Raw genomic sequence first — 21,487 nt, 5'->3', positions numbered from 1 at the left:
TGTAGATAGTGAAACGTCATGCTCATTCGGTTATGTGGTTTATTTATTGGCTGCTGGCTTTTTTGTGCGCGCTTTTAGCTTGTGCAAGTATTGTATTAAAAGTATTGGTTGATGATCTAAGTCTTTACCGTCAAGACGTAGAAGCTTTTCTTTCTTCTCAGCTGAATGCAAAAGTTCATATAGCGGATCTGCAAGGTCGGTGGGATGGATGGCAACCTGTTGTTTCTATAGATGGTTTGTCAGTAGATAAGCTTGCAGATCAGCCGGAGTTATCTTTTGTGCTGTTACGTGGGGATGTGAAGTTTGATCCTGCAGCGTCAATTCGTGCTTTTACTCTTATATTTTCACAGCTTGATCTCAAGAGTATGACTTTGAGATATGACCTTTCTCAAGAGGTCGCTGTTGGAGAGCAAAATGCAGCGGGTAGTGAGAAAAATGATGGGACGGACCTTACTAAAATTGAACTGCCTCATTCTGGTTTTCTCGCTTTTTTATTACAGCAAAGCTCCATTAACATGAGCGATACCCGTATTGTAATGCAACCTAAGCATGGTGATGCGGTATCAGTCGCACCAATCCAACTTAGCCTTCAGCATGATGGTGTACTTCACCAGTTGAAAGTTGATGCTGATTTGGTTTCCACCTCAGGACAAGCAGCGCTTAAATTTCTTGCTGAAGCTGAAGGAAATCCCTCAAAAAAAGCGGTCAATTTTTATCTTAAGTTTGAGGGTGTAGATGAGCAACTGCTTAATCCTTGGCTTAAACTTGTCGATATTCAACTAGATAGTTTGAATGGGGCCCAAGAAGTATGGGGGCAGTCTTATCGTGGCCGCTTAACCTACCTCACCGGTAGAACATTAATTCAGGATTTTAAATACCAAGATTATGCTTTAGAGCAGTTTACTGTACAGACGGCATTAAATCGTCGAGATCGTGGCTATCAGTTACAAATTACTGACTTTCAAGTTGATAGTGAGAACAGTGGTATTGAGATACCCAAGATTAGTTTAGATTTTGAGCGCGAAGGCTACCTTGTTAAACCGCGGAGCTTAATGGTTGATAAAATAGAGCTGGCTTCTACATTTGATTTTTTACTTAAAAGGCCGTTTCTTCCTGAAGAGGTACAGTCTGCTTTTTCTGGTCTTTCTCCCGTTGGTACAGTTAAAAATATTTTGGTTTCTTGGCCCTCCTTTGCTAAGTTGCAAGATTTTGAACTAGCGGCTGACCTCGAGAATGTTGGTATTAATGCTTGGACTGATGTCCCTGAAATAAAAGGGATTAATGGCTTGTTGATGGTTAATCGAGCTGGAGGTGAGATTCACTTAGCAAGCAGTGACTTCTTAATGCATTATCCCACCTTGTTTGAGCAGGCGTGGGATTATAATGATGCAGAAGGAGTTATTGGTTGGCGCTTTGAAGACAAAGGAATAGTGGTTGCTTCCCAGCTTTTGAATTTAGCTAATGATAAGTTAACAGCGGCAGGACGCTTTAGTCTTTATCTTCCTTTTGATCGAGATGAGCAGCCTTTGCTTAATTTACAGATAGGTTTGCAAGGCGCTGATGGCTTACAGGCAAAGTATTATATTCCGCCTAAAGAGGTTGGACTTGAAACTTATGAGTGGCTAGTTAAAGCGATTCAACAAGGAGAGATTAAACGAGCTGGTTTCGTCTTAAATGGTGTTACCCGTGCCCGGTTGCCAGATTATCAGCTACCGACAGTTCAGTTGTTCTTTGATTTAGCTGATGCCTCCTTTGAATACCAGCCTGGCTGGCCTGCGATAAAACAAGCGGATGGTTTTATCTATTTCCGTAATGGTGAGCTGGTGGCTGAGGCTGCCGGTGGCAGTATTTATGATTCTGCTTTAAATTTTGCATGGATTCATCTACCTCAATCTTCAGACAAGTTATTTGTTGCAGGATCTGTCGACGGCGATGCTATAGATTTACAACGTCTATTAACTGAAAGTGATTTAAGAACAGAGATAGGCGATGATTTTAGTGATTGGGCCCTTTCCGGACCTATAAGTACTTTAGTTAATCTAAATTTACCTTTAGCAGGTAAATCTGAGCCGCAGGTTTTTGTGAAATCGGAGATTAAACAAGGTCGCTTCCAATCGGTAAAAGATAAGATCAGTTTCAGTAAAATAAATGGCGTTATTAATTATGATTATAGTATCGGCCTTTCGTCTGACGTATTAAAAGCGGAGCTATTTGAGCAGCCAGTTACCGCTAATATATCCTCACGTTTGATTTCGAATAAAGTTAACAAAACTGAAGTGAGTATTGATGGTAGTGTTAACTCTGACTATCTAGCAAATTGGCTTGAATCTGATTTCTTATCATTATTGCAGGGACCACTTAAATACAATGCTCGTTTGGATCTTTGCCCCGGCAAAGTTTGTAATCAATTGGTTATCAAGAGCGATTTAAAGGGAACGCAGATCAATGCATTTCCGCCATTAAGCAAAACTAAATCACAAACTATGCCGTTAACTGTGGTCAGTGACCTTGGTCTTACTTATGCGGATGATCGTAGTGTTGTACGTTTGAATTTAGCGAACCAGTTAAGAGGCGTGCTGATTGATAATGATAAAGGACTTGAGCGTGCTAGGTTTAGTTTAGGAGGAGCAAAGCCAGAGATACCGGAAGAGTCTGGTATTTGGGTTGATGGAGCTCTTGCTGATCTTGACTATGCTCAGCTCGATGGGTTTTTATCGGGTTTAGGCTTTAATGGGGTTGCGGGAAAAAGCGGGGCTCAGTCTAGTAATTTAGCGGGGAGTAAACTTAAGCAAGTAGAGCTATCGTTATCCCGCTTCAGTGCGGGAGGTTTTGATCTCAATAATCTTTCTTTCTCTTTGAAGCCTGAACCTTTAGGTTGGATGCTGCGCGCTCAAAGCAAGGAGCTTACAGGTGGATTGTGGTTGCCTAATAATGAAGGCAGTTCTTATAAAGTAGAGTTGGCAGAGCTAAGACTAAAACGTGATGAGTCGGATGCTGAAGTTGAAGATGAGGCCCTTCCTGAATCTGTTGATATAGATCCTGCATCGATCCCTTCGGTGGATTTTAATATCAAAAAGCTGTTTATTGGCAGCAAGCCATTAGGTAATTGGTCTTTTAAATTAAGACCTTATGAAAATGATATTCGACTTGAAGATATCCAAGCTGATATACATGGGGCCGAGGTGCGTGGAGGGCTGCGCTGGGTTACGGGCGATAACGAGGTTTCTGATCTTACGCTTAAACTCAATAGCAGTAATTTTAGTCAGCTGCTTAAGGCGCTTGATGTGAAAGCGATTGAGACAAAAAGTTTAGATTCCTATCTTCAGCTATCTTGGAATCATGCACCTTGGGCGTTTGATATAGCAGACGCAAATGGCGAATTACAATTTACAGCCAAGCAAGGGCGTATTTTGGATGTCGGCAAGTCGGGTAATATTTTACGTGTGTTCGGCATATTAAACCTTCAATCTTTGGGGCGTCGGTTAAGATTGGATTTTACCGATCTAGTTGAAAGTGGTGTTGCTTTTGATGAAATGAAAGCCAGCTATAAGATCAAGCAAGGCATAGCTCATACTTCGTCACCTTTTGTTATGACGGGACCTTCGGCCAATATGGTGATGCAAGGTAGTTTAAACTTAGTCAATGAAACAGTGGATAAAGATATAGAGGTGGCTTTGCCGGTAACGGGTAATATTCCATTAGTGAGTGTTTTGCTAGGTGCGCCTCAAGTTGCTGGTGCTGTATTTTTGTTTGATAAGCTTGTTGGCGACCCTTTAGCTAAGTTTACTACCGTAAAATACCATTTGTCCGGTGATTGGGGCGATCCTTCAATTGTGATTGATGATGGCAAAACGACTAAACCTGCAAATAAAAAAAATCCATCAGTAATGGATAATGATCATGGTTAAAGTAGCTGTAGCTCAGATGGTGTCGGGGGAGGTGTTAGCCGATAATTTGGCAACAGTCGCGCAGCTAGCTGAAGAAGCGGCGTCCGCATCAGCTAAACTTTTACTCCTTCCTGAAAATTTTGCGTTGTTAGATTCCAAAGCCCTTGTCTCTTTAGCGCGAGAGGAGGTGAGTAGTGGCAATATACAGAAGACAATTGCTAGCCTAGCAAAAAAACATAATTTGTGGATTATCGCAGGCAGCGTACCTCTATTATCGCGTTCGGGCGATAAGGTCTATGCCAGTTGTTTGGTGTTTAATGAGTTAGGGGTTCAAGTCGGTCGCTACGATAAAATACATCTCTTTGATGTAGATGTGGAGGATCGGCATAGTAGTTATCGCGAGTCTGATTTCATCGAAGCCGGAGATCAACTTGTTGTGGTTGATAGTCCGTTTGGAAAAATAGGGTTGTCTATCTGTTATGACCTTCGTTTCCCTGAGCATTATCAAAAACTGCGAGGCTTAGGTGCAGAGATACTTGTTGTACCCTCGGCATTTACCTATGTGACCGGTGAGGCGCACTGGGAGGTTTTGCTACGAGCCCGAGGGATTGAAACCCAATGTTATGTACTTGCAGCGAATCAAGGTGGTAAGCACTCAGAAACGCGCTCTAGCTGGGGGCATAGTATGATTGTTGATCCTTGGGGCGAAGTTTTAGCTTTGCGGGAACGTGCAGGAAAGGGGATTGTGCTAGCCGATATCAATTTGCCTATGCTGCATAAGCGACGAGAGGCGATGCCAGTTATGCAACATAGAAAAACGGCCGGTTTTTAAGCGCCAGCCACTTCACGTAGGTATTTAAAAAGCTTTCTGGCTGCTGCTGGTGGCTTTTGTAATTCTAACTCTTTTTTTGCGTTACGAATCAGTTGACGTAAATGCTGTACGTCGGCGCTTGGGTTTTCATTTATATACTCTTGAAGCGCACTATTGCCTTCAGTAATAAGGCGATCTCTCCAGCGTTCCAGTTTATGAAAAGTTTGAGTGTGTGCTTGTTGGCCTGCTTCATATAGGCCTAAATCATGTTCAATCTTATCGGTATCTTCTGTGCGCATTATTTTACCGATATATTGTAGATGCCTTTTCTGAGCACCATTTGACTTAATACGATGAAACTCTTCAATGGCTAGATGTAAGCGTTCATCTAACTTCATCTTTTCAAGTTGTTCTTTATTAAGCTTTGTCAGGCGTGCCCCTAATGCTTGCAGGGCATGCATTTGGCGTTTTGCTTCTGTTTTGCTTAACTCTTCATCTTGGTCGTTTAGATGAGAGGATGAAAATATTGCGTTATCGCTCATGAGTTTTCTCAGGCATAAAAAATGGTGGCTAAACCTAAAAAGGCAAAGAAGCCTACCACATCGGTTATGGTTGTTAACAGGACACTTCCGGCTAAGGCGGGATCTATGCCCATAGATTTCAACACTATAGGTAGTAAGGTGCCAGAGATAGCACCTACAACTAAATTAATGATAATTGCCAGAGCGATGATGATGCCGAGATTTATATCTTGGAACCATACTGTCGCGACTACAGCAATGACAGCAGCCCAAAGTAGGCCATTTAATATACCTACAATGACCTCTCTGTTAAGTAGCCATCGAGCATTTGATCGTTCTACATGCCCTAATGCTTGACCACGGATAACAAGCGTCAAGGTTTGTGAGCCAGCAATACCGCCCATGGAGGCAACAATGGGCATAAGTACGGCGAGGGCAACAACTTTGTCAATAGTCTGTTCAAATAAACCAATTACTGCTGAAGCGATAAATGCAGTGAGTAAATTGATACCTAGCCAAACTGCACGACGCCGTGTGGTTTTCATAACTGGGGCGAAGGTATCTTCATCTTCGTCTAAGCCTGCCATGCTCATTAATGAATGATCGGCATCTTCTCGGATAACATCGACCACATCATCAATCGTAATACGACCAACCAGTTTGCCATTGTCATCAACAACAGGGGCTGATACTAGATCATGTTCTTCGAACAAAGCCGCCACTTGGTCGTCGGGCATTTGGGCATTGATCGCTTTTATATCGGTGTTCATGATCTCTCGAATATTGATTGAGGGATCGGATACTAATAGTTTGGTTAAGGGTAGTAGGCCTATATATGAGTCTTTTCGGCTGACAACAATGAGGCTATCCGTCATTTCGGGGATTTCATCGTGGCGACGAATATAACGTAAGGTTGTTTCGACGCTAATATCTGGACGAATAGTTGTTGTATCTGTATTCATTAAGCCGCCGGCAGTATCCTCCGGATAAGAGAGCAGCTTTTCAACCCTACACAGATTTTGTTTGTCCATGATGCGCAGGGTTTCTTTCATTACCCTATTAGGTAGCTGTTGTAGCACATCTACCATATCATCAGAATCAAGAGATTCGGTAAGTGCTAGTACCTCTTCAGTATTCATGCGACTTAAGATATCCGCTTGGATATCGTCGTTTAAATGCTGGAGTACTACGGCTTCTAAATCATGTGAGATTAAGTTCCAAAGGATCTGACGCTCTTTGGGAGGTGATTTCTCAATTAAGCGGGCAACTTCGGTTGGTCGCAAAGTCTTATTTAAGGTGAAGCGAATTTGACGAAACTCACCACTATCTAAGGCATCGTTAAGCTTATCAAAATGTGATTTTGTTTCTTCAGCGGCCATGGTTTTATCGCTTATGGACTTTGCTAGGTCTTCTTTTTTCAGTAGAAGAGTAAATAGAATGTAATCCTTTGATTATAACGGAAGCTGAAGGGATAAGCCTAAAAATTAATCGAGAGAGCCTTATTCTTCCTCATCGAATCTGTTATTGATCAGTTCTTCAATGGCGGATATTGCAGTCTCTTCGTCACTTCCTGTCACCTTAACGGTCAACGTTGTGCCTTTACTTGCTGCTAGCATCATTACAGACATAATACTCTTACCATCTACAGCGCGTCCGTCTTTCTCCATTAAAACTTCGGATGAAAAGCGTGATGTTACACCGATAAGCTTAGCGGCTGCTCGCGCATGTAAACCAAGTTTATTAATAATGAGTAGTTCTTTTTCTTGCATGATAGTTAGCTCAATTCACGATGACGAACATGGACATTATCCATATGTTGAGAGAAATGAGAAGCTAGACGTTCGCTAATATAAACAGATCGGTGTTGCCCACCTGTGCAGCCAACACCAATCGTAATATAACTACGGTTATTTTCTGAAAATCGGGGAAGCCAACGTTCAAGGAAGCTGGTTATATCTTCTATCATCTCTCGAACTTCCTGTGATTCCTCTAAGAAGTCCTGAACCGGTTTCTCTTGACCGGTATACTTACGTAGATCAGGAACCCAGTGAGGATTGGGTAGTGCGCGTACATCATAGACAAAGTCTACATCTAAGGGGACGCCATGTTTAAAACCAAACGATTCGAATTGGACCGATAATGTTTGGGCTTTGCGATTGGCAACCCGCAGTTTGACTGTATCTCGAAGTTCATACAGGGATAGGCGCGTAGTATCTATTCGAATATCGGCTAGGCTTGCGATAGGCTCTAAAAGCTTTAGCTCTGACTTAATTGATTGTTGTAGATTCTTATGGGTATCTGAAAGGGGGTGCTTACGTCGGGTTGAACTATAGCGTTTGAGGAGGGTTGCTTCCGATGAATCTAAAAAAATAACTTCATATTCAGCCCAATGATCTTGGCGAAGTTGATTTAAGATATCTGGAAATTTGGCTAAGTTACTGAGCAAATTACGCGCATCAATACTGACTGCTATCTGTTCAGGGTGACTAGGATCACTACTCATTTGTTGGACAAGGTCGGGTAGCAAAAGAGCTGGTAAATTGTCTATACAGTAAAAACCAATATCTTCTAAAGCTTGTAATGCTGTACTTTTTCCTGAGCCGGAACGACCACTAATCACAACAAGCTTCATTTTAACTCCTAGGCAGCACTCAATTCACATAATGTCTCATATAGAGAATGGCTGTCTTGGCTTTCCCTTAGTTTTGTTCTGGCTTCTTCTTGGCTAAAGAGCTCTGCAACTGAGGCTAGTGTAGCTAAGTGCTCAGATGTTGAGTCTTCAGGAACAATCAAAATAAATAGAAGGTCTACGGGTTTTCCATCAATAGCATCAAAATCTATAGGTGTGTCTAGTTTTACTAGATAGCCTTTAGCTTCAGTACATTCTGCCAGCCTGCAATGTGGAATGGCAATCCCGTCGCCTATTCCTGTACTACCAAGCTTTTCGCGCGAATGAAGTCCGTTAAATACTGATGATGAGCTCATATCGGGATGTTGTTCCGATATTATTTCAGCAGCATTTTCCAGAATTCGCTTTTTACTACCACCCTCAAGGCCACAAAGGACGCTTGAGGGGGTTAATAGTTCATGAAGCAACATAATTTTTTGGGTACAGACCAGTTATTTGTGAGTTTTAGTTTTTTCTTTATGCTTAATGACTTGCCTATCTAGCTTGTCAGTAAGGCCGTCAATTGCAGCGTACATATCTTCGTGTTCATGTGTAGCAAAGAGCTGGGCACCTGCTAAGTGCATCTCCGCCTCAGCTTTCTGACGTTGCTTTTCTACGCTGAGTGTGACTTGCACATTGGTGATGTTATCAAAATGACGCTCAATTTTTTGTAGTTTCGAGAGCACGTAATTATTCATTGATTCAGTTAATTCTACATGGTGTCCAGTAATGTTGATCTGCATAGGTTTCTCCTATTTATTGCAGTGACATACTACTCTTGCCACTCTTTTATTAAACTAAACGTTTTCTTTCATTCGATGGTGGAATTCCCATCGCTTCACGATATTTCGCAATTGTACGTCTAGCCACTTTAAAGCCTTGTTCATCAAGAAATTGCGCAATTTTGTTGTCGCTTAATGGTTTCGCGTTGTTTTCAGCGGCAACCATTTTTTTGATAAGCGCTCTAATAGCGGTTGAGGACGCTGCACCCCCTGTTGCTGTACTTACATGACTCGAGAAGAAGTATTTTAGTTCAAATATTCCACGGTGTGTGTGCATGAACTTTTGTGTAGTCACTCGAGATATAGTGGACTCATGCATTTCCACTGCTTCAGCAATGTCATGAAGCACCATTGGCTTCATGCCTTCTTCGCCATGTTCAAGAAAGCCGATTTGTCGTTTTACTATCTCGTTAGACACTTTTAATAGGGTTTCGTTGCGGCTTTGTAAACTTTTAATAAACCATCGAGCTTCTTGTAGGTGGTTTTTTAGGTAGGTGTTATCGGAGCTATTATCGGCCCGTTTCACTAAACCTGCGTAACCTGAGTTGATACGTAGCTTAGGGGATACTTCCGGGTTGAGGTGGACGCGCCACTCTCCCTGTTGCTTGGTCACAAGCACATCGGGAATAACATATTCTGCTGCACTGCTACTGATTGAAGCGCCTGGTTTAGGATTGAGCCCTTGTATCAGTTGGATGACCTGCTGCAGTTGAGGCTCTTTTAAGCGTGTTTTTCTCATCAATTGACGATAATCGTGCGCGCCGAGTAGTTTTATATATTGTTGCGCAACTTTGATCGCTTCATTTTTCCAGAGTGTCTCAGGCGGTAGCTGTTGGAGCTGTATGCTTAAGCACTCGCTGAGGTCACGGCAGGCAATACCTGCTGGATCAAACTGCTGTATGCGGTGAAGAACGGCTTCAATTTCATCCAGCTCTACTTCTTCAAACTGCTCACCTGTTTGCGCATGGAAGTGATCTAAAATTTCATCTAGGGTGATGGTTAAATAACCATCAGGATTGATGCCATCAATAATGTTTGTTGCAATAAGACGATCAATATCACTCATTGGCGTAAGATTTAATTGCCAATGAAGGTGGTCTTGCAGTGTTTCTTCTGCAGTATCATTAGATTCAAAGGAATCAAAATCTTCCTTGCTTTGGCTTAGATTAGGGCCAGATGATTGGAATGTGTCTTCCCAGTTACTATCGGTTGATAGTTCTTCTGGTATTTTCTCATTCCAGTTATCTTCAGTTGTAATGTTATCGTCAAGATCGGCTTCAGCTGTCGCGGTGGCTGTAGCTTCAGGTTCTGTCTCTGGTGCCTGTGAATTGCTCTCTTGAGTCTCGGAAGCCGAGGCGTGCTCGTCTTCAGAGACATCAAGCATAGGATTGCTCTCTAATGCTTCTTGAATCTCTTGCTGAAGATCAAGCGTAGACAACTGCAGTAAGCGAATTGCTTGCTGTAGCTGTGGGGTCATTGTGAGCTGTTGCCCAATTTTTAGATGAAGCGCTTGTTTCATAATACTAAGGGACAAACTCCTGAAACTACATAATTCATTTATAGCTAAGTATATGCTTAAAGTGTGAACTGGTCGCCCAGATAAGCATTTCTTACTGCTTCGTTTGCCATAATATCGGCTGGTGAGCCGTTAGCAAGGATTGTACCTTCACTAACAATATAAGCTGTTTCGCATATATCTAAGGTTTCTCTCACATTATGATCAGTAATTAATATACCAATGCCCCTTGATTGAAGATGGCGAATGGTCTGCTTTATATCATTCACTGAGATAGGATCAACACCTGCAAAAGGTTCATCTAATAGAATAAATTCGGGTTCGGTTGCTAATGCCCGTGCAATTTCTACACGTCTACGTTCTCCACCAGAAAGACTCATGCCCATACTGTCTTTTATGTGTGTGATATGGAATTCTTCAAGCAACTCTTCCATTTTTAACTGGGCAGCGTGTTTATCTAAGTCTTTTCTTGTTTCTAAAATCGCAAGTAGATTGTCCTTCACAGACAGTTTTCTAAATATAGATGCTTCTTGGGGAAGGTAGCCAATACCTTGTTGAGCACGGCCGTGCATAGGTAGTGCGCTAATGTCTTGTCCTTTGATTTTAACGGCGCCATTATCGGCCTGCACAAGACCAACAATCATGTAAAAACAGGTCGTTTTTCCTGCACCGTTGGGGCCTAGAAGGCCAACGATCTCACCATTTTTGATCTCTAGTGAAACGTCCTTGACAACTTCCCTGCCTTTGTAACGCTTGGCAAGATTTTTGGCCTCTAATAAGCTCATAGGGTTAGTTGGCCTTATTTTTCTTTTTAGGTTGAATAACCATATTTACACGTCCCGGTTCACCAGTTTCGTCTTTGCTTGCACCACCGAATGCGTTCACAATCGACTTGTCTAGATCATAAACGATCTTGTTTCCAGTAAAAGTGTCTTCTGCTTGGACAACCTTGGCCTCTTCGGTAATAGTGAGTTTTTGATCATCTACCTGATAAAGTAAGTGCTTGCCCCAAGCGTCGCTGTATGGGTCGCCTTTCCTAGGAAGTTGTCTGAAATGTGCAGGACTTCCTTTGGTAATGAGTTTTTCAACTCCATCTTCACCACGATACATATCAACGTGCTCTCCTTCAATGAGGAGTGATCCTTGTTTAATAATGACGTTGCCTTTGTAAGTGGTGATGCCTGTTTTGTCATCAATTTGCGCAGTATCTGCCGTAATGTAAATCGGCTGTTCTTGGTCGTCAGGAAGGGCATAAGCATTCGACACTGCAAAAGCCAAAAAAATGAAGGCTAGATTATAGAGCTTATTTAGCATTGTCATGGGTCCCTTCTACCCTGGAGTGTAAGTTAAGAACTCGATTATTGAAGTCAATATCCATACCTACGCCTTCAAGTATGCTTTGTTGTGATGTGATCTTAACGGGCTCATCAGTTTCTGCATAATCTTTATCAGGATAGATTGTAAGTTGCTCAGTGTTAAGTATGGTTGCTGATATAGAATCAGGATTATCATTAACTATGACATTTCCTGCAAGGTTTGTTTGATTATTATCATCTAAAACCGTGCCTGTGTCTGATGTAAGTTTAACTTTGGAACCATCATTTCTAACACTAAGACTCTCAGGATGATCTAGTGTACTTAGGCTCAGATTAGGGTAATGCTCTAGCTTGGCTGTATTTAACACTCTTGAAATTTTGCCTTCGTTATTCCACTCTTTGATGGTTGCTTCTTCGACAAAGTAATCTATTCCGTTTAGCAGCGAACTGTTTGTACGTGCGCCTTCATTGGGGGAGGATGCAAAGCCCCAATAAAGTAGTACAGGTATTAAAATAATAGCGGCGAGTGCCACTCTTATCTTATTGCTGAGATCTAGCATTTATAAATACATCTGTTTGAGTTGATCCAATTTCCCTTGTGCTTCAAGTATATACTCGCAAAATTCACGTCCAGCGCCTTCGCCACCCTGACGGGATGTACACCAGTCTGCGTGTTTTTTAACGAAAGTGTGGCCATTAGGAACAGTCGCACCAAAGGCGCATTGGATAATGGCTGAAAGATCAGGGAAGTCATCACCTATGTAAGCGGTGGTTGATGCGTTGTGGGCTGTTTTATCCCATATCTCGTTGAGAGCAACCAGTTTGTCTTCGCGGCCCTGTTTAAGGTAGTTGATACCTAAGGATTGGCTGCGTAATTCAACTTGGGGCGAGCGCCGGCCGGTAATAATGGCGGTCTCGATACCCGCTTGCATTAGTAGCTTAATACCCAACCCGTCTAAGGTGTTGAACTGTTTGACTTCTTGGCCGTCCGCTAAAAATAGCAGCTGGCCGCTGGTAAGTATTCCATCGACATCAAATACCGCAAGGGTGATGTTTTTTAATTGCTGCAATGAAGACTCTGACACTAAATAACTCCCGCTTTTAATAGGTCGTGCATATTGAGAGCGCCTATAGGCTGATTCGTTTCATTGGTAACGATCAGTGCATTGATTTTTTTTGTTTCCATAATTTGTAAGCATTCTGCTGCAAGCATTTCAGCAGTTACTGTTGTACCGTTTGGTGTCATTACATCATCAATGACGGTTTTGTGGAGATCTACATCGTCATCAAGCGAGCGTCGTAAGTCACCATCGGTAAATATGCCAATAAGCTGCTTGTTGTCATCAACTACGGCAGTCATACCTAAACGCTTATGGGTTACTTCTAAAAGCGCTTCTTTTAATAATGTTCCGCTGGTTACGCAAGGGGTGGCTTCGCCTGAATGCATAATATCGCTAACTTTAAGGAGTAATCGCCTGCCTAGAGTCCCGCCTGGGTGTGAAAATGCAAAATCTTCGGCGCTAAAACCTTTTGCTTCAAGTAGTGCTATAGCGAGGGCATCACCTAGTACTAATTGTGCGGTTGTGCTTGAGGTCGGTGCAAGGCCAAGGGGGCAGGCTTCCTCCTCTACGCCGATGTGGAGGTTAGCAGCAGAGGTTTGAGATAAAGTGGATTCTTTGTTGGCCGTTATGCTGATAAAAGGTGTATTCATTCTTTTGAGTAGAGGAATGATTGTAATGACTTCTGCTGTTTCACCCGAGTTTGATAGGGCAATTACCACGTCATCGGCGGTGATCATGCCTAAATCGCCGTGGCTCGCTTCCCCTGGGTGAACGAAAAATGCGGGAGTACCTGTACTGGCCAAAGTCGCTGCGATTTTTTTGCCAATATGACCTGACTTTCCCATACCGGTAACAATGATCCGGCCTGTACAATTAAGCATCAATTGGCAGGCATGAACAAAATTGTGGTCGAGATATTTTAGTAAATCGGCCACAGCGGCGGCTTCTAGCGTAATAGTTCGTTTAGCTGAATGTAAAAAGTCAGGTGTGCTCATTTTTGTGATCAACTTTATCTTAAGAAACGGTCATAGTGTATAGCAGGATAAGATAGCCTGCATAGACAGAGGCCAGAATCGCCCCTTCGAAGCGATTAATGGATGGAGGCTTTTGCCATAATGCGAAGGCTAGAAGTAAGAAAGTTAAGCCTAGCATTGCAACATAGTCTCGCTGAAAAACAATCTCGGCCATCCCTATAGGGGCGATAAGCCCAGGTATAGCCATAACGGCTACTAAGTTAAATATATTTGAACCTACAATATTGCCTATAGCTATATCGTGGTGGTTCTTTAACGCGCTCGCCACCGAGGCTGCTAATTCAGGCAGGCTTGTTCCTATAGCTACAATGGTTAGGCCGACAACTAATTTGCTTACACCCAAAGAGTAAGCGATTTCACTGGCTCCCCAAACTAATAGTTTTGAACTGCAGGCAAGGATCACTAAGCCAACGATTAACCAAAAAATAGCTTTTCGGTTTTCTAAGGATGGAAGTTCTTCCTCTTCTTCGACTAAAGCATCTTTAGGCATGCTTTTCTGGAAACGACTGAAAAGATAAAGGCATACAGCTAAAGCAATTAATAGAATAATGCCATCTAATTGTCCTAGATGGAGATCGAATAATAGGACTCCTGCTAAAATGGTCACCCCTAAAAGTAAAGGAAGTTCTTTTTTTAGTACGCCCGATTTTACTGGTAAGGGTGCGATGAGTGCGGTGATGCCTAGTACCAATGCAATATTAGCAATGTTGGATCCCAGTGCATTACCAATAGCTAGGTCGCCTGCCCCAGATGTGGAGGCCATAAAAGATACGAGTATTTCGGGTGCAGATGTGCCAAAAGATACGATAGTTAAGCCAATCAGCATTGTGGACATGCCGAAATTTTTTGCTGTGGCGGCGGCCCCTATAACGAATCTATCTGCACTCCATACCAATAGAATAAGTCCAGAGATGAGTGCCAAAATTGGATATAACATAGATAGAAGTTGTTCCAGTAGAATTGAAGAGGGGTATTAAAACAGAATGCTATCTTTGTTTAAATCAATACAGAGCATCATGTTTGAAAATATTCCCGTTTTTAGAACGAAATGGTATAGTTGCCAGCCCTTTAGGGTACGCACTAGATAAAGGGACGTTAACAAAGTCTGAATGGAGCTATAGAAATGTTCCTTTCAAAGTTATAACGGAATCTTATGAACGAATTTGATGATGTCGTCATCGATATCCAAAAGCTGAGTTTTTCTCGTGGTGATCGATCCATTTATAATGAGGTCGATATTAAAATTCCGCGTGGCAAAATTACCGGAATAATGGGGCCGTCAGGAACAGGTAAAACAACACTGCTTAGATTAATTGGCGGTCAGTTGAAACCTGATACAGGTTCTATATTGGTTGATGATGAAAATATTCCAGAACTCAACCGTAGCGATCTTTTTTCGGTACGTGAGCGTATGGGTATGCTCTTTCAAAGTGGTGCTTTATTTACTGATATAAGTGTATTTGAAAATGTTGCATTCCCTATACGCGTCCATACAGATTTAAGCGATGATATGATTCGCGATATCGTATTAATGAAACTTCAGGCTGTTGGCTTAAGGGGTGCGCATAACCTTATGCCTAGTGAACTATCTGGTGGTATGGCCCGTCGAGTTGCGTTGGCTAGAGCTATCGCACTCGATCCTGATATTGTTATGTATGATGAGCCTTTTACTGGTCAGGATCCTATCGCAATGGGTGTCTTGGTTAATCTTATTCGCCGTTTAAATAACTCCTTAGGGCATACGAGTATTATAGTTTCCCATGATATTCAGGAAACTTTAGGTATTGCTGATTACATCCATATTATTGCGGACTCTAAGGTGATCGCTTCAGGTACACCGGAAGAATTGCGTCAAGATGATTCGCCGCAGGTTAAACAGTTTATGCATGGATTACCTGACGGGCCTGTACCGTTTCATTATCCTGCGGGTGATTATGAAACCGATCTGTTAAGAGGTCAGGGATAATGAATCAATTAGCGTTATTAGGTCACGCTGCACTAAGTAAATTAGCCGCTTTTGGCCGAGCAGGGATGATGTTGTTTCAATCTCTTGTCGCTAAGCCCCAGCCGGTAATTATGTTTCCACTGTTTGTGAAACAAGTTTATTTTGTGGGTGTGTTATCACTAATTATTATTGTGGTATCAGGTTTGTTTATTGGTATGGTGCTTGGTTTACAAGGCTATACAATTTTAGTTGACTATGGCTCTGAGCAAGCGGTTGGACAGATGGTTGCGCTGAGTTTGGTTAGAGAGCTTGCGCCAGTTGTAACTGCGTTATTGTTTGCTGGGCGAGCAGGATCTGCTTTGACGGCTGAAATTGGCCTAATGAAAGCGACTGAGCAGTTATCAAGTTTAGAAATGATTGGTGTTGATCCCTTAAGACGGATTGTGGCACCAAGGTTTTGGGCAGGGTTTGTATGCTTACCTATTTTATCCGCTATATTTGCCCTTGTCGGTGTTTATGGCGGTGCGATAGTTGGTGTTGAATGGCTGGGTATATATGATGGCTCATTTTGGGCTAACATGCAGAACTCAGTTGATTTTTATGATGATGTCTTGAATGGTCTTATAAAGGCCGTTGTCTTTGGCTTCGTTGTTACTTGGATCGCTGTGTTCCAAGGCTATGATTGTATGCCGACTTCGGAAGGGATTAGTCAGGCAACAACAAAAACTGTGGTCTATGCATCGTTGGCGGTGCTTGGGCTAGATTTTATTCTTACTGCTGTAATGTTTGGAGAGCTTTAATATGCGTATGCGGATCTTGGAGATCAGCGTAGGTGCCTTTGTTTTGGCCGGCGTCGTTGCTTTAGTTGGGCTTGCATTGAACGTAAGTGGTTTAAACCTGTCTAATTCTGACAACACTTACACTGTCTATGCTCGTTTTGAAAATATTGGTGGTTTAACGCCGCGTGCAAAAGTGACTATGTCAGGTGTGGCAATAGGCGAAGTGGCAGATATTACATTAGATCGTGATATGTTGATGGCGCGTGTCGCCATGAATATTCATGGCAATGTAGATTTCCTTTCAGTAGATAGTTCGGCTTCAATTCTGACTGCGGGCCTATTAGGTGAGCAATATATAGGCATTTCAGTAGGGGCTGAAGATGAAAATCTTAAAGATGGCGCCTATATTGAGGATACTCAATCGGCGTTGGTACTTGAGGAACTAATAGGAAAATTCCTATTTAATGAGGTGAGTGAATAAGGCTATGTTCTATCAAATGGTGAGCCAAGTGAGAACGTTTTTAGCAATTGCTTTTATTGCGTTGTTGAGTATGTCCGTTCGAGCTGAGGTCGATACGTATAATGAAGCGGGTGGGGTTATTCAGACCGCGACTCAGAATGTTCTTAAGTTATTAGAGCGTGAAGAACTTGTCGAAGAGGGGCAAGAGGATCAGCTAGTCGCTGAAATTGATACAGTTTTATCTCCGATTGTTGATTTTGATTATATTTCGAAGCAGGTGATGGGGAAATATTATCGCCGTGCTTCAAAAGAACAGCGTATTGAATTTTCTAGTGTTTTTAAAACGACTTTGTTGAAAACTTACGCAAAAGCTTTAGTCGGTTTCAAAATAGATAAGTACGAGATGGTGCCTCCGCGTAAAAAGAGCCCAGATAACAATAAACAAATTGTCACTGTAGATGTGTTTTCTGCAGATGGTACAAAGTACTCTTTGGTTTACTACATGAAGAAAGAAGAGGGTGCTTGGAGGCTGGTCAATGCTATTCTTGATGGATCTATTAATATTCGCCTGAGCTTTAAAAACCAATTTGCGGACTTAATGGAGCGCAATAAGGGTGATGTAGGATTGGTTATCTCTACCTGGAAAGACAAGGTTGATCCAGGAAAGGACAGCGCGTAATGACAGACGTTAGGCAGATCAATGAACAATTGATTAGTCTGGAAGGGGAGTTTAGATTTCCAGTCATTATGCAGGCCCGTAAAAAAGCCGAGAATATCTTAAGTGGTTGTAAAGGTATTGTTGAGATCGACTTTTCTGAAGTAACCGCTGTTGATAGCTCGGCACTCTCTTTTTGGTTTTGCTGTTTGCGTTATGTGCAAGATCGAGAGATCCAATTGAAAGCGATTAATCTTCCTTTAGAAATGAAGGGTATTGCTGAGCTTGTTGGGTTGGAAAAGCAGTTTATTTAAGACAGCTTGTAGGTATTGAATTAAGGCGATGCTTAGCATCGCCTTTTTTATCATGATCCGGTATCATTTCCGCCTTATTTTTTTCTATCTGTAGCATTCGATCAGGAGCTTTTAATGCAGGCTGAACAGGTTAAGCAGATTATAGAATCTCAACTTGAAGATTGTACCGTAACGACCGCAGGTGAAGGCTGCGATTTTCAGGTAACAGTGGTAGGTGAGCTTTTTCAAGGTTTACGGCCTGTTAAGTGTCAGCAGTTAGTCTATGCTTGCTTGAACGAATATATTGCGAATGGAACAATTCACGCGCTGAGCATTAAGACTTACACACCAGAGCAGTGGAAAGCGACACAGAATTAAATCCTCGATTGGACATACTATGGATAAATTAATGATCACCGGTGGCGAGCCGCTCAGGGGCGAAGTGAAAATCTCTGGAGCAAAAAACTCGGCACTGCCAATTTTGGCTGCGACACTACTAGCATCTGAGCCGGTAACTGTCTGCAACCTGCCTCATTTGCATGATATTACAACCATGCTTGAGTTGCTTCGCCGTATGGGTGTTGAGCTTGTTATTGACGAAAAGCTTAATGTTGAGATTGATGCGAATACGATTACACAGTTAGTTGCGCCTTATGAACTAGTAAAAACAATGAGGGCCTCTATTCTTGTATTAGGCCCAATGCTCGCCCATTTTGGTGAGGCTGAAGTGTCTTTACCTGGTGGTTGTGCTATAGGTTCTCGTCCTGTGGATCTTCATATCCAAGGTTTGCGTGCTATGGGCGCGGATGTGGTTGTTGAAGCGGGTTATATTCGCGCTAAAAGTAATGGTCGCTTAAAAGGTGCGCGTATCTTTTTTGATACAGTCACAGTAACGGGTACTGAAAATATTCTGATGGCCGCTACGCTAGCTGAGGGGCAGAGTATTATAGAAAATGCAGCTCGTGAGCCAGAAGTGGTTGATCTGGCTGAGTGCTTGATCGCGATGGGGGCTGATATCAGTGGTCATGGGACCGACACCATTACCGTTAATGGTGTGGCGACTTTACATGGTTGTAAATTTCCTGTTGTCGCTGACCGAATAGAGACCGGAACGTATTTAACTGCTGTGGCAGCTACGCGCGGTAAGGTTAAAGTTAAAAACACGAATCCTCGAATTCTTGATGCGGTATTGCAGAAGCTTGAAGAAGCGGGCGCACATATTACAACGGGTGAGGATTGGATTGAGCTGGATATGAAAGGTCAAAGACCTAAGGCGATTAACATTACAACAGCGCCGTATCCTGCTTTTCCAACAGATATGCAAGCACAGTTTTCTGCTATGAATGCGGTATCTGAAGGCGTCAGTATTCTAAAAGAAACTATCTTTGAAAATCGTTTTATGCACATGCAAGAGATGATTCGCATGGGCGCTAAAATCAATATTGATGGCAATACCGCGATTGTTGAAGGGGTAGAAAGATTGCAAGCTGCTCCCGTGATGGCAACTGATCTTAGGGCTTCGGCAAGCTTAGTGATTGCTGGGCTGGTTGCTGATGGCGATACGATTATTGATCGTATCTACCATATCGACCGTGGTTATGAGTGTATAGAAGAGAAATTACAGTTATTAGGCGCACGTATTAAGCGTGTACCAGGTTAAATACAGGTATAAATAGAGCTATGAAGCAGCAACTTACGATTGCCCTGTCTAAAGGACGTATCCTTAAAGAAACACTGCCCTTATTGGCAGAAGCTGACATTGTTCCAGCTGAGGATATTCATAGCAGCCGTAAACTCATTTTTGATACTAACCATGAGAACATAAAATTGGTTGTTATTCGCGCAACGGATGTCCCAACTTATGTTGAGTATGGCGGTGCAGATATGGGGATTGCAGGTAAAGATGTACTGCTTGAACATGGTGCAGCAGGTCTCTATGAACCTTTAGATCTTAAAATATCGAAATGTAAACTGATGGTTGCTGGTCCGACAGATGCTCAGCCGGTCGAAGGTCGTATGAAGGTAGCTAGTAAGTTCGTTAATGTTACCCGCGATTATTTTGCGAAACAGGGTGCACAAGTAGATATTATCAAGCTTTACGGCGCTATGGAGCTCGCACCATTAATGGGGTTAGCTGACCGTATTGTTGATATTGTTGATACGGGCAATACGCTTCGTGCTAATGGTTTAGAGCCAATGGAGGAGATTGCAGATATCAGTTCTCGCTTAGTCGTTGGTCAGCCGTCTATGAAAATGAAGTATCGTCAGATTCAACCCATTTTAGATAAGCTAGCTGATGCTATTAACCGTCGTGATGCGGAGGTTACTAAATGAGTGAGGTAAATATTAAGCGTTTAGATTCAAACCAATCGGACTTCAACGAACAGATGGACAAGCTGTTGGCTTGGGAAGCGGTGTCTGATGATAAAGTTAATCAAATAGTAAATGAAATTTTACATCGTGTTCGTACTGAAGGTGATAGCGCTGTTGTAGAGTATACCAACCGCTTTGATGGTACCTCGGTTAGCAGTATTGCTGAGCTTGAAATGAGCGCTGAGCGTTTACAGAAAGCATTGGATGGATTGCCAGCAGATCAACGTAAAGCTTTAGAAACGGCAGCGCAAAGAGTTCAGACTTATCATGAACGTCAAAAAGGTGAGTCTTGGCAGTATACTGAAGCTGATGGCACTATGCTGGGTCAAAAAGTTACACCTGTTGATCGCGTGGGGCTTTATGTTCCAGGTGGTAAAGCAGCTTATCCTTCATCTGTACTGATGAATGCGATGCCAGCAAAAGTTGCCGGTGTAGAAGAGATCATCATGGTTGTGCCGACACCTGGTGGTGTGGTGAATGAGCTAGTTTTGGCTGCGGCTTGTTTAGCGGGCGTTGATCGTGTGTTCTGTATAGGTGGGGCGCAGGCTGTGGCGGCACTTGCTTACGGTACTGATACGATTCCTCAAGTGGATAAAATCGTAGGTCCAGGAAATATTTTTGTTGCTACAGCTAAACGTGCGGTCTTTGGTGCTGTTGGCATCGATATGATTGCTGGGCCTTCTGAAATCCTTGTGGTTTGTGATGGTCAAACGGATCCCGACTGGGTTGCTATGGATCTATTCTCTCAGGCTGAACATGATGAGGATGCGCAACCTATTTTAGTGACGCCTGATGCTGACTTTATTGATGCTGTAGAACAAAGCATTAATAAGCTGTTGCCGACGATGGAACGTAAAGAGATTATTGAAATCTCGTTACGTCTACGTGCAGCGCTTATAAAAGTGAAAGATTTAGATGAAGCTATGGACGTTGCCAACCGGATAGCGCCAGAGCATTTGGAACTATCGGTAGAAGATCCTGAAAGCCTTTTACCTAAAGTGCGTCACGCTGGTGCGATTTTTATGGGTCGTTATACCGCTGAAGCGCTTGGGGATTACTGTGCAGGTCCTAACCATGTACTACCAACTTCAGGCACTGCGCGTTTCTCCTCTCCCTTAGGCGTGTACGATTTTCAAAAACGCTCATCTTTGATTATGTTTTCAGAAGATGGGGCGTCTGAGATGGGGAAAGTTGCTTCGGTATTAGCTCGGGGTGAAAGTTTAACCGCTCATGCTCGTTCTGCTGAGTACCGAATTAAAGATTAAACGCTTGTCTCTTATATAAATAAAAAAAACAGGCGAATGCCCACTGCTGTCCCATAGTTTTGGATGGTAAATGAAAAAGCCTGAGATCCACTGGTAAACTGTTGTTACCACACACCAGTTA

General features: G+C 42.6%; 24 protein-coding genes. 11 read left to right on the top strand and 13 right to left on the bottom strand.

The window, feature by feature from the left end:
- The first annotated feature begins 8 nt into the window (after positions 1-8).
- Both A3774_RS14170 and A3774_RS14165 read left to right on the top strand, forming a co-directional pair.
- Positions 9-3,908 (top strand): YhdP family protein, encoded by a 3,900-nt coding sequence (locus tag A3774_RS14170; RefSeq protein WP_067868956.1) that lies wholly within the window; start codon positions 9-11, stop codon positions 3,906-3,908.
- Entirely contained in the window at positions 3,901-4,719 is an 819-nt protein-coding gene (locus A3774_RS14165; RefSeq protein WP_067868953.1) for a carbon-nitrogen hydrolase family protein, read from the top strand. Before A3774_RS14170 ends, A3774_RS14165 begins: the two co-directional genes overlap by 8 nt.
- On the opposite strand, the gene yjgA is transcribed toward A3774_RS14165, so the two are convergent.
- The 13 genes from yjgA to A3774_RS14100 all read right to left on the bottom strand — a co-directional run bounded on the left by yjgA (position 4,716) and on the right by A3774_RS14100 (position 14,533).
- Positions 4,716-5,240: a ribosome biogenesis factor YjgA gene (gene yjgA / locus A3774_RS14160; protein ID WP_067868950.1), complete on the bottom strand. Its 525-nt coding sequence runs from the start codon at positions 5,238-5,240 to the stop codon at positions 4,716-4,718. The genes A3774_RS14165 and yjgA overlap by 4 nt on opposite strands.
- Positions 5,241-5,248: 8 nt before the next feature.
- Positions 5,249-6,598 carry a magnesium transporter gene (gene mgtE, locus A3774_RS14155; RefSeq protein WP_067868938.1) on the bottom strand — a complete coding sequence of 450 codons (1,350 nt, stop codon included), beginning with the start codon at positions 6,596-6,598 and terminating at the stop codon, positions 5,249-5,251.
- Between the two features lie 120 nt (positions 6,599-6,718).
- Positions 6,719-6,988 (bottom strand): HPr family phosphocarrier protein, encoded by a 270-nt coding sequence (locus tag A3774_RS14150; protein ID WP_067868936.1) that lies wholly within the window; start codon positions 6,986-6,988, stop codon positions 6,719-6,721.
- Between the two features lie 5 nt (positions 6,989-6,993).
- Positions 6,994-7,851 carry an RNase adapter RapZ gene (gene rapZ, locus A3774_RS14145; RefSeq protein WP_067868932.1) on the bottom strand — a complete coding sequence of 286 codons (858 nt, stop codon included), beginning with the start codon at positions 7,849-7,851 and terminating at the stop codon, positions 6,994-6,996.
- Between the two features lie 8 nt (positions 7,852-7,859).
- Positions 7,860-8,318, bottom strand: a complete 459-nt coding sequence (gene ptsN / locus A3774_RS14140; protein WP_067868929.1) for a PTS IIA-like nitrogen regulatory protein PtsN — start codon at positions 8,316-8,318, stop codon at positions 7,860-7,862.
- 21 nt (positions 8,319-8,339) lie between these two features.
- Positions 8,340-8,630, bottom strand: coding sequence for a ribosome hibernation-promoting factor, HPF/YfiA family (gene hpf, locus A3774_RS14135; protein ID WP_067868926.1), 291 nt, complete (start codon positions 8,628-8,630; stop codon positions 8,340-8,342).
- Between the two features lie 49 nt (positions 8,631-8,679).
- Positions 8,680-10,188, bottom strand: a complete 1,509-nt coding sequence (locus A3774_RS14130; protein ID WP_067868923.1) for an RNA polymerase factor sigma-54 — start codon at positions 10,186-10,188, stop codon at positions 8,680-8,682.
- Between the two features lie 56 nt (positions 10,189-10,244).
- Positions 10,245-10,970 (bottom strand): LPS export ABC transporter ATP-binding protein, encoded by a 726-nt coding sequence (gene lptB, locus A3774_RS14125; protein WP_067868921.1) that lies wholly within the window; start codon positions 10,968-10,970, stop codon positions 10,245-10,247.
- Between the two features lie 4 nt (positions 10,971-10,974).
- A complete protein-coding gene (gene lptA / locus A3774_RS14120; RefSeq protein ID WP_075107984.1) occupies positions 10,975-11,505 on the bottom strand; it encodes a lipopolysaccharide transport periplasmic protein LptA in 531 nt (176 codons plus the stop codon).
- A complete protein-coding gene (lptC, locus tag A3774_RS14115; protein WP_067868910.1) occupies positions 11,489-12,061 on the bottom strand; it encodes an LPS export ABC transporter periplasmic protein LptC in 573 nt (190 codons plus the stop codon). The genes lptA and lptC overlap by 17 nt, the downstream gene beginning before the upstream one ends.
- Positions 12,062-12,586, bottom strand: coding sequence for a KdsC family phosphatase (locus tag A3774_RS14110; protein ID WP_067868908.1), 525 nt, complete (start codon positions 12,584-12,586; stop codon positions 12,062-12,064).
- Positions 12,586-13,557: a KpsF/GutQ family sugar-phosphate isomerase gene (locus tag A3774_RS14105; protein WP_067868906.1), complete on the bottom strand. Its 972-nt coding sequence runs from the start codon at positions 13,555-13,557 to the stop codon at positions 12,586-12,588. The genes A3774_RS14110 and A3774_RS14105 overlap by 1 nt, the downstream gene beginning before the upstream one ends.
- A gap of 19 nt (positions 13,558-13,576) precedes the next feature.
- Positions 13,577-14,533 (bottom strand): calcium/sodium antiporter, encoded by a 957-nt coding sequence (locus A3774_RS14100; RefSeq protein ID WP_067868903.1) that lies wholly within the window; start codon positions 14,531-14,533, stop codon positions 13,577-13,579.
- Between the two features lie 216 nt (positions 14,534-14,749).
- On the opposite strand from A3774_RS14100, the gene A3774_RS14095 reads away from it, so the two are divergent.
- The 9 genes from A3774_RS14095 (at position 14,750) to hisD (ending at position 21,366) form a co-directional block, all read left to right on the top strand.
- The gene (locus A3774_RS14095; protein ID WP_067868900.1) at positions 14,750-15,562 is read left to right on the top strand and encodes an ATP-binding cassette domain-containing protein; all 813 of its coding nucleotides are present in this window, start codon (positions 14,750-14,752) and stop codon (positions 15,560-15,562) included.
- Positions 15,562-16,341 carry a lipid asymmetry maintenance ABC transporter permease subunit MlaE gene (gene mlaE, locus A3774_RS14090; RefSeq protein WP_197468072.1) on the top strand — a complete coding sequence of 260 codons (780 nt, stop codon included), beginning with the start codon at positions 15,562-15,564 and terminating at the stop codon, positions 16,339-16,341. Before A3774_RS14095 ends, mlaE begins: the two co-directional genes overlap by 1 nt.
- A gap of 1 nt (position 16,342) precedes the next feature.
- Positions 16,343-16,801 (top strand): outer membrane lipid asymmetry maintenance protein MlaD, encoded by a 459-nt coding sequence (gene mlaD, locus A3774_RS14085; RefSeq protein ID WP_067868894.1) that lies wholly within the window; start codon positions 16,343-16,345, stop codon positions 16,799-16,801.
- Positions 16,802-16,829: 28 nt separating this feature from the next.
- A complete protein-coding gene (locus A3774_RS14080) occupies positions 16,830-17,459 on the top strand; it encodes an MlaC/ttg2D family ABC transporter substrate-binding protein (RefSeq protein ID WP_231867996.1) in 630 nt (209 codons plus the stop codon).
- Positions 17,459-17,749 (top strand): STAS domain-containing protein, encoded by a 291-nt coding sequence (locus tag A3774_RS14075; RefSeq protein WP_067868891.1) that lies wholly within the window; start codon positions 17,459-17,461, stop codon positions 17,747-17,749. Before A3774_RS14080 ends, A3774_RS14075 begins: the two co-directional genes overlap by 1 nt.
- 114 nt (positions 17,750-17,863) lie before the next feature.
- Positions 17,864-18,106: a BolA family protein gene (locus tag A3774_RS14070; RefSeq protein ID WP_067868889.1), complete on the top strand. Its 243-nt coding sequence runs from the start codon at positions 17,864-17,866 to the stop codon at positions 18,104-18,106.
- Between the two features lie 19 nt (positions 18,107-18,125).
- Positions 18,126-19,388 carry a UDP-N-acetylglucosamine 1-carboxyvinyltransferase gene (gene murA / locus A3774_RS14065; RefSeq protein ID WP_067868886.1) on the top strand — a complete coding sequence of 421 codons (1,263 nt, stop codon included), beginning with the start codon at positions 18,126-18,128 and terminating at the stop codon, positions 19,386-19,388.
- A 20-nt stretch (positions 19,389-19,408) separates the two neighbouring features.
- Positions 19,409-20,062 (top strand): ATP phosphoribosyltransferase, encoded by a 654-nt coding sequence (gene hisG, locus A3774_RS14060; RefSeq protein ID WP_067868884.1) that lies wholly within the window; start codon positions 19,409-19,411, stop codon positions 20,060-20,062.
- Complete coding sequence (gene hisD / locus A3774_RS14055) at positions 20,059-21,366, top strand: histidinol dehydrogenase (RefSeq protein WP_067868882.1); 1,308 nt, start codon at positions 20,059-20,061, stop codon at positions 21,364-21,366. The genes hisG and hisD overlap by 4 nt, the downstream gene beginning before the upstream one ends.
- The last annotated feature ends 121 nt before the right edge of the window (positions 21,367-21,487 follow it).

Origin of the sequence: Neptuniibacter marinus (assembly GCF_001597725.1) — a bacterium.
Taxonomy (GTDB): Bacteria; Pseudomonadota; Gammaproteobacteria; order Pseudomonadales; family Balneatricaceae; genus Neptuniibacter; species Neptuniibacter marinus.
This window is presented reverse-complemented; position numbering and strand designations above follow the sequence as displayed.

Excerpts from the sequence above, each read along its gene's own strand:
- lptC (WP_067868910.1), bottom strand. The coding sequence starts at position 12,061 with ATGCTAGATCTCAGCAATAAGATAAGAGTGGCACTCGCCGCTATTATT.
- A3774_RS14105 (WP_067868906.1), bottom strand. The coding sequence starts at position 13,557 with ATGAGCACACCTGACTTTTTACATTCAGCTAAACGAACTATTACGCTA.
- mlaE (WP_197468072.1), top strand. The coding sequence starts at position 15,562 with ATGAATCAATTAGCGTTATTAGGTCACGCTGCACTAAGTAAATTAGCC.
- mlaD (WP_067868894.1), top strand. The coding sequence starts at position 16,343 with ATGCGTATGCGGATCTTGGAGATCAGCGTAGGTGCCTTTGTTTTGGCC.
- A3774_RS14165 (WP_067868953.1), top strand. The coding sequence starts at position 3,901 with ATGGTTAAAGTAGCTGTAGCTCAGATGGTGTCGGGGGAGGTGTTAGCC.
- A3774_RS14070 (WP_067868889.1), top strand. The coding sequence starts at position 17,864 with ATGCAGGCTGAACAGGTTAAGCAGATTATAGAATCTCAACTTGAAGAT.
- lptA (WP_075107984.1), bottom strand. The coding sequence starts at position 11,505 with ATGACAATGCTAAATAAGCTCTATAATCTAGCCTTCATTTTTTTGGCT.
- hpf (WP_067868926.1), bottom strand. The coding sequence starts at position 8,630 with ATGCAGATCAACATTACTGGACACCATGTAGAATTAACTGAATCAATG.
- yjgA (WP_067868950.1), bottom strand. The coding sequence starts at position 5,240 with ATGAGCGATAACGCAATATTTTCATCCTCTCATCTAAACGACCAAGAT.
- A3774_RS14095 (WP_067868900.1), top strand. The coding sequence starts at position 14,750 with ATGAACGAATTTGATGATGTCGTCATCGATATCCAAAAGCTGAGTTTT.
- A3774_RS14130 (WP_067868923.1), bottom strand. The coding sequence starts at position 10,188 with ATGAAACAAGCGCTTCATCTAAAAATTGGGCAACAGCTCACAATGACC.
- A3774_RS14100 (WP_067868903.1), bottom strand. The coding sequence starts at position 14,533 with ATGTTATATCCAATTTTGGCACTCATCTCTGGACTTATTCTATTGGTA.
- A3774_RS14075 (WP_067868891.1), top strand. The coding sequence starts at position 17,459 with ATGACAGACGTTAGGCAGATCAATGAACAATTGATTAGTCTGGAAGGG.
- murA (WP_067868886.1), top strand. The coding sequence starts at position 18,126 with ATGGATAAATTAATGATCACCGGTGGCGAGCCGCTCAGGGGCGAAGTG.
- hisG (WP_067868884.1), top strand. The coding sequence starts at position 19,409 with ATGAAGCAGCAACTTACGATTGCCCTGTCTAAAGGACGTATCCTTAAA.
- A3774_RS14150 (WP_067868936.1), bottom strand. The coding sequence starts at position 6,988 with ATGCAAGAAAAAGAACTACTCATTATTAATAAACTTGGTTTACATGCG.
- hisD (WP_067868882.1), top strand. The coding sequence starts at position 20,059 with ATGAGTGAGGTAAATATTAAGCGTTTAGATTCAAACCAATCGGACTTC.
- rapZ (WP_067868932.1), bottom strand. The coding sequence starts at position 7,851 with ATGAAGCTTGTTGTGATTAGTGGTCGTTCCGGCTCAGGAAAAAGTACA.
- ptsN (WP_067868929.1), bottom strand. The coding sequence starts at position 8,318 with ATGTTGCTTCATGAACTATTAACCCCCTCAAGCGTCCTTTGTGGCCTT.
- mgtE (WP_067868938.1), bottom strand. The coding sequence starts at position 6,598 with ATGGCCGCTGAAGAAACAAAATCACATTTTGATAAGCTTAACGATGCC.
- lptB (WP_067868921.1), bottom strand. The coding sequence starts at position 10,970 with ATGAGCTTATTAGAGGCCAAAAATCTTGCCAAGCGTTACAAAGGCAGG.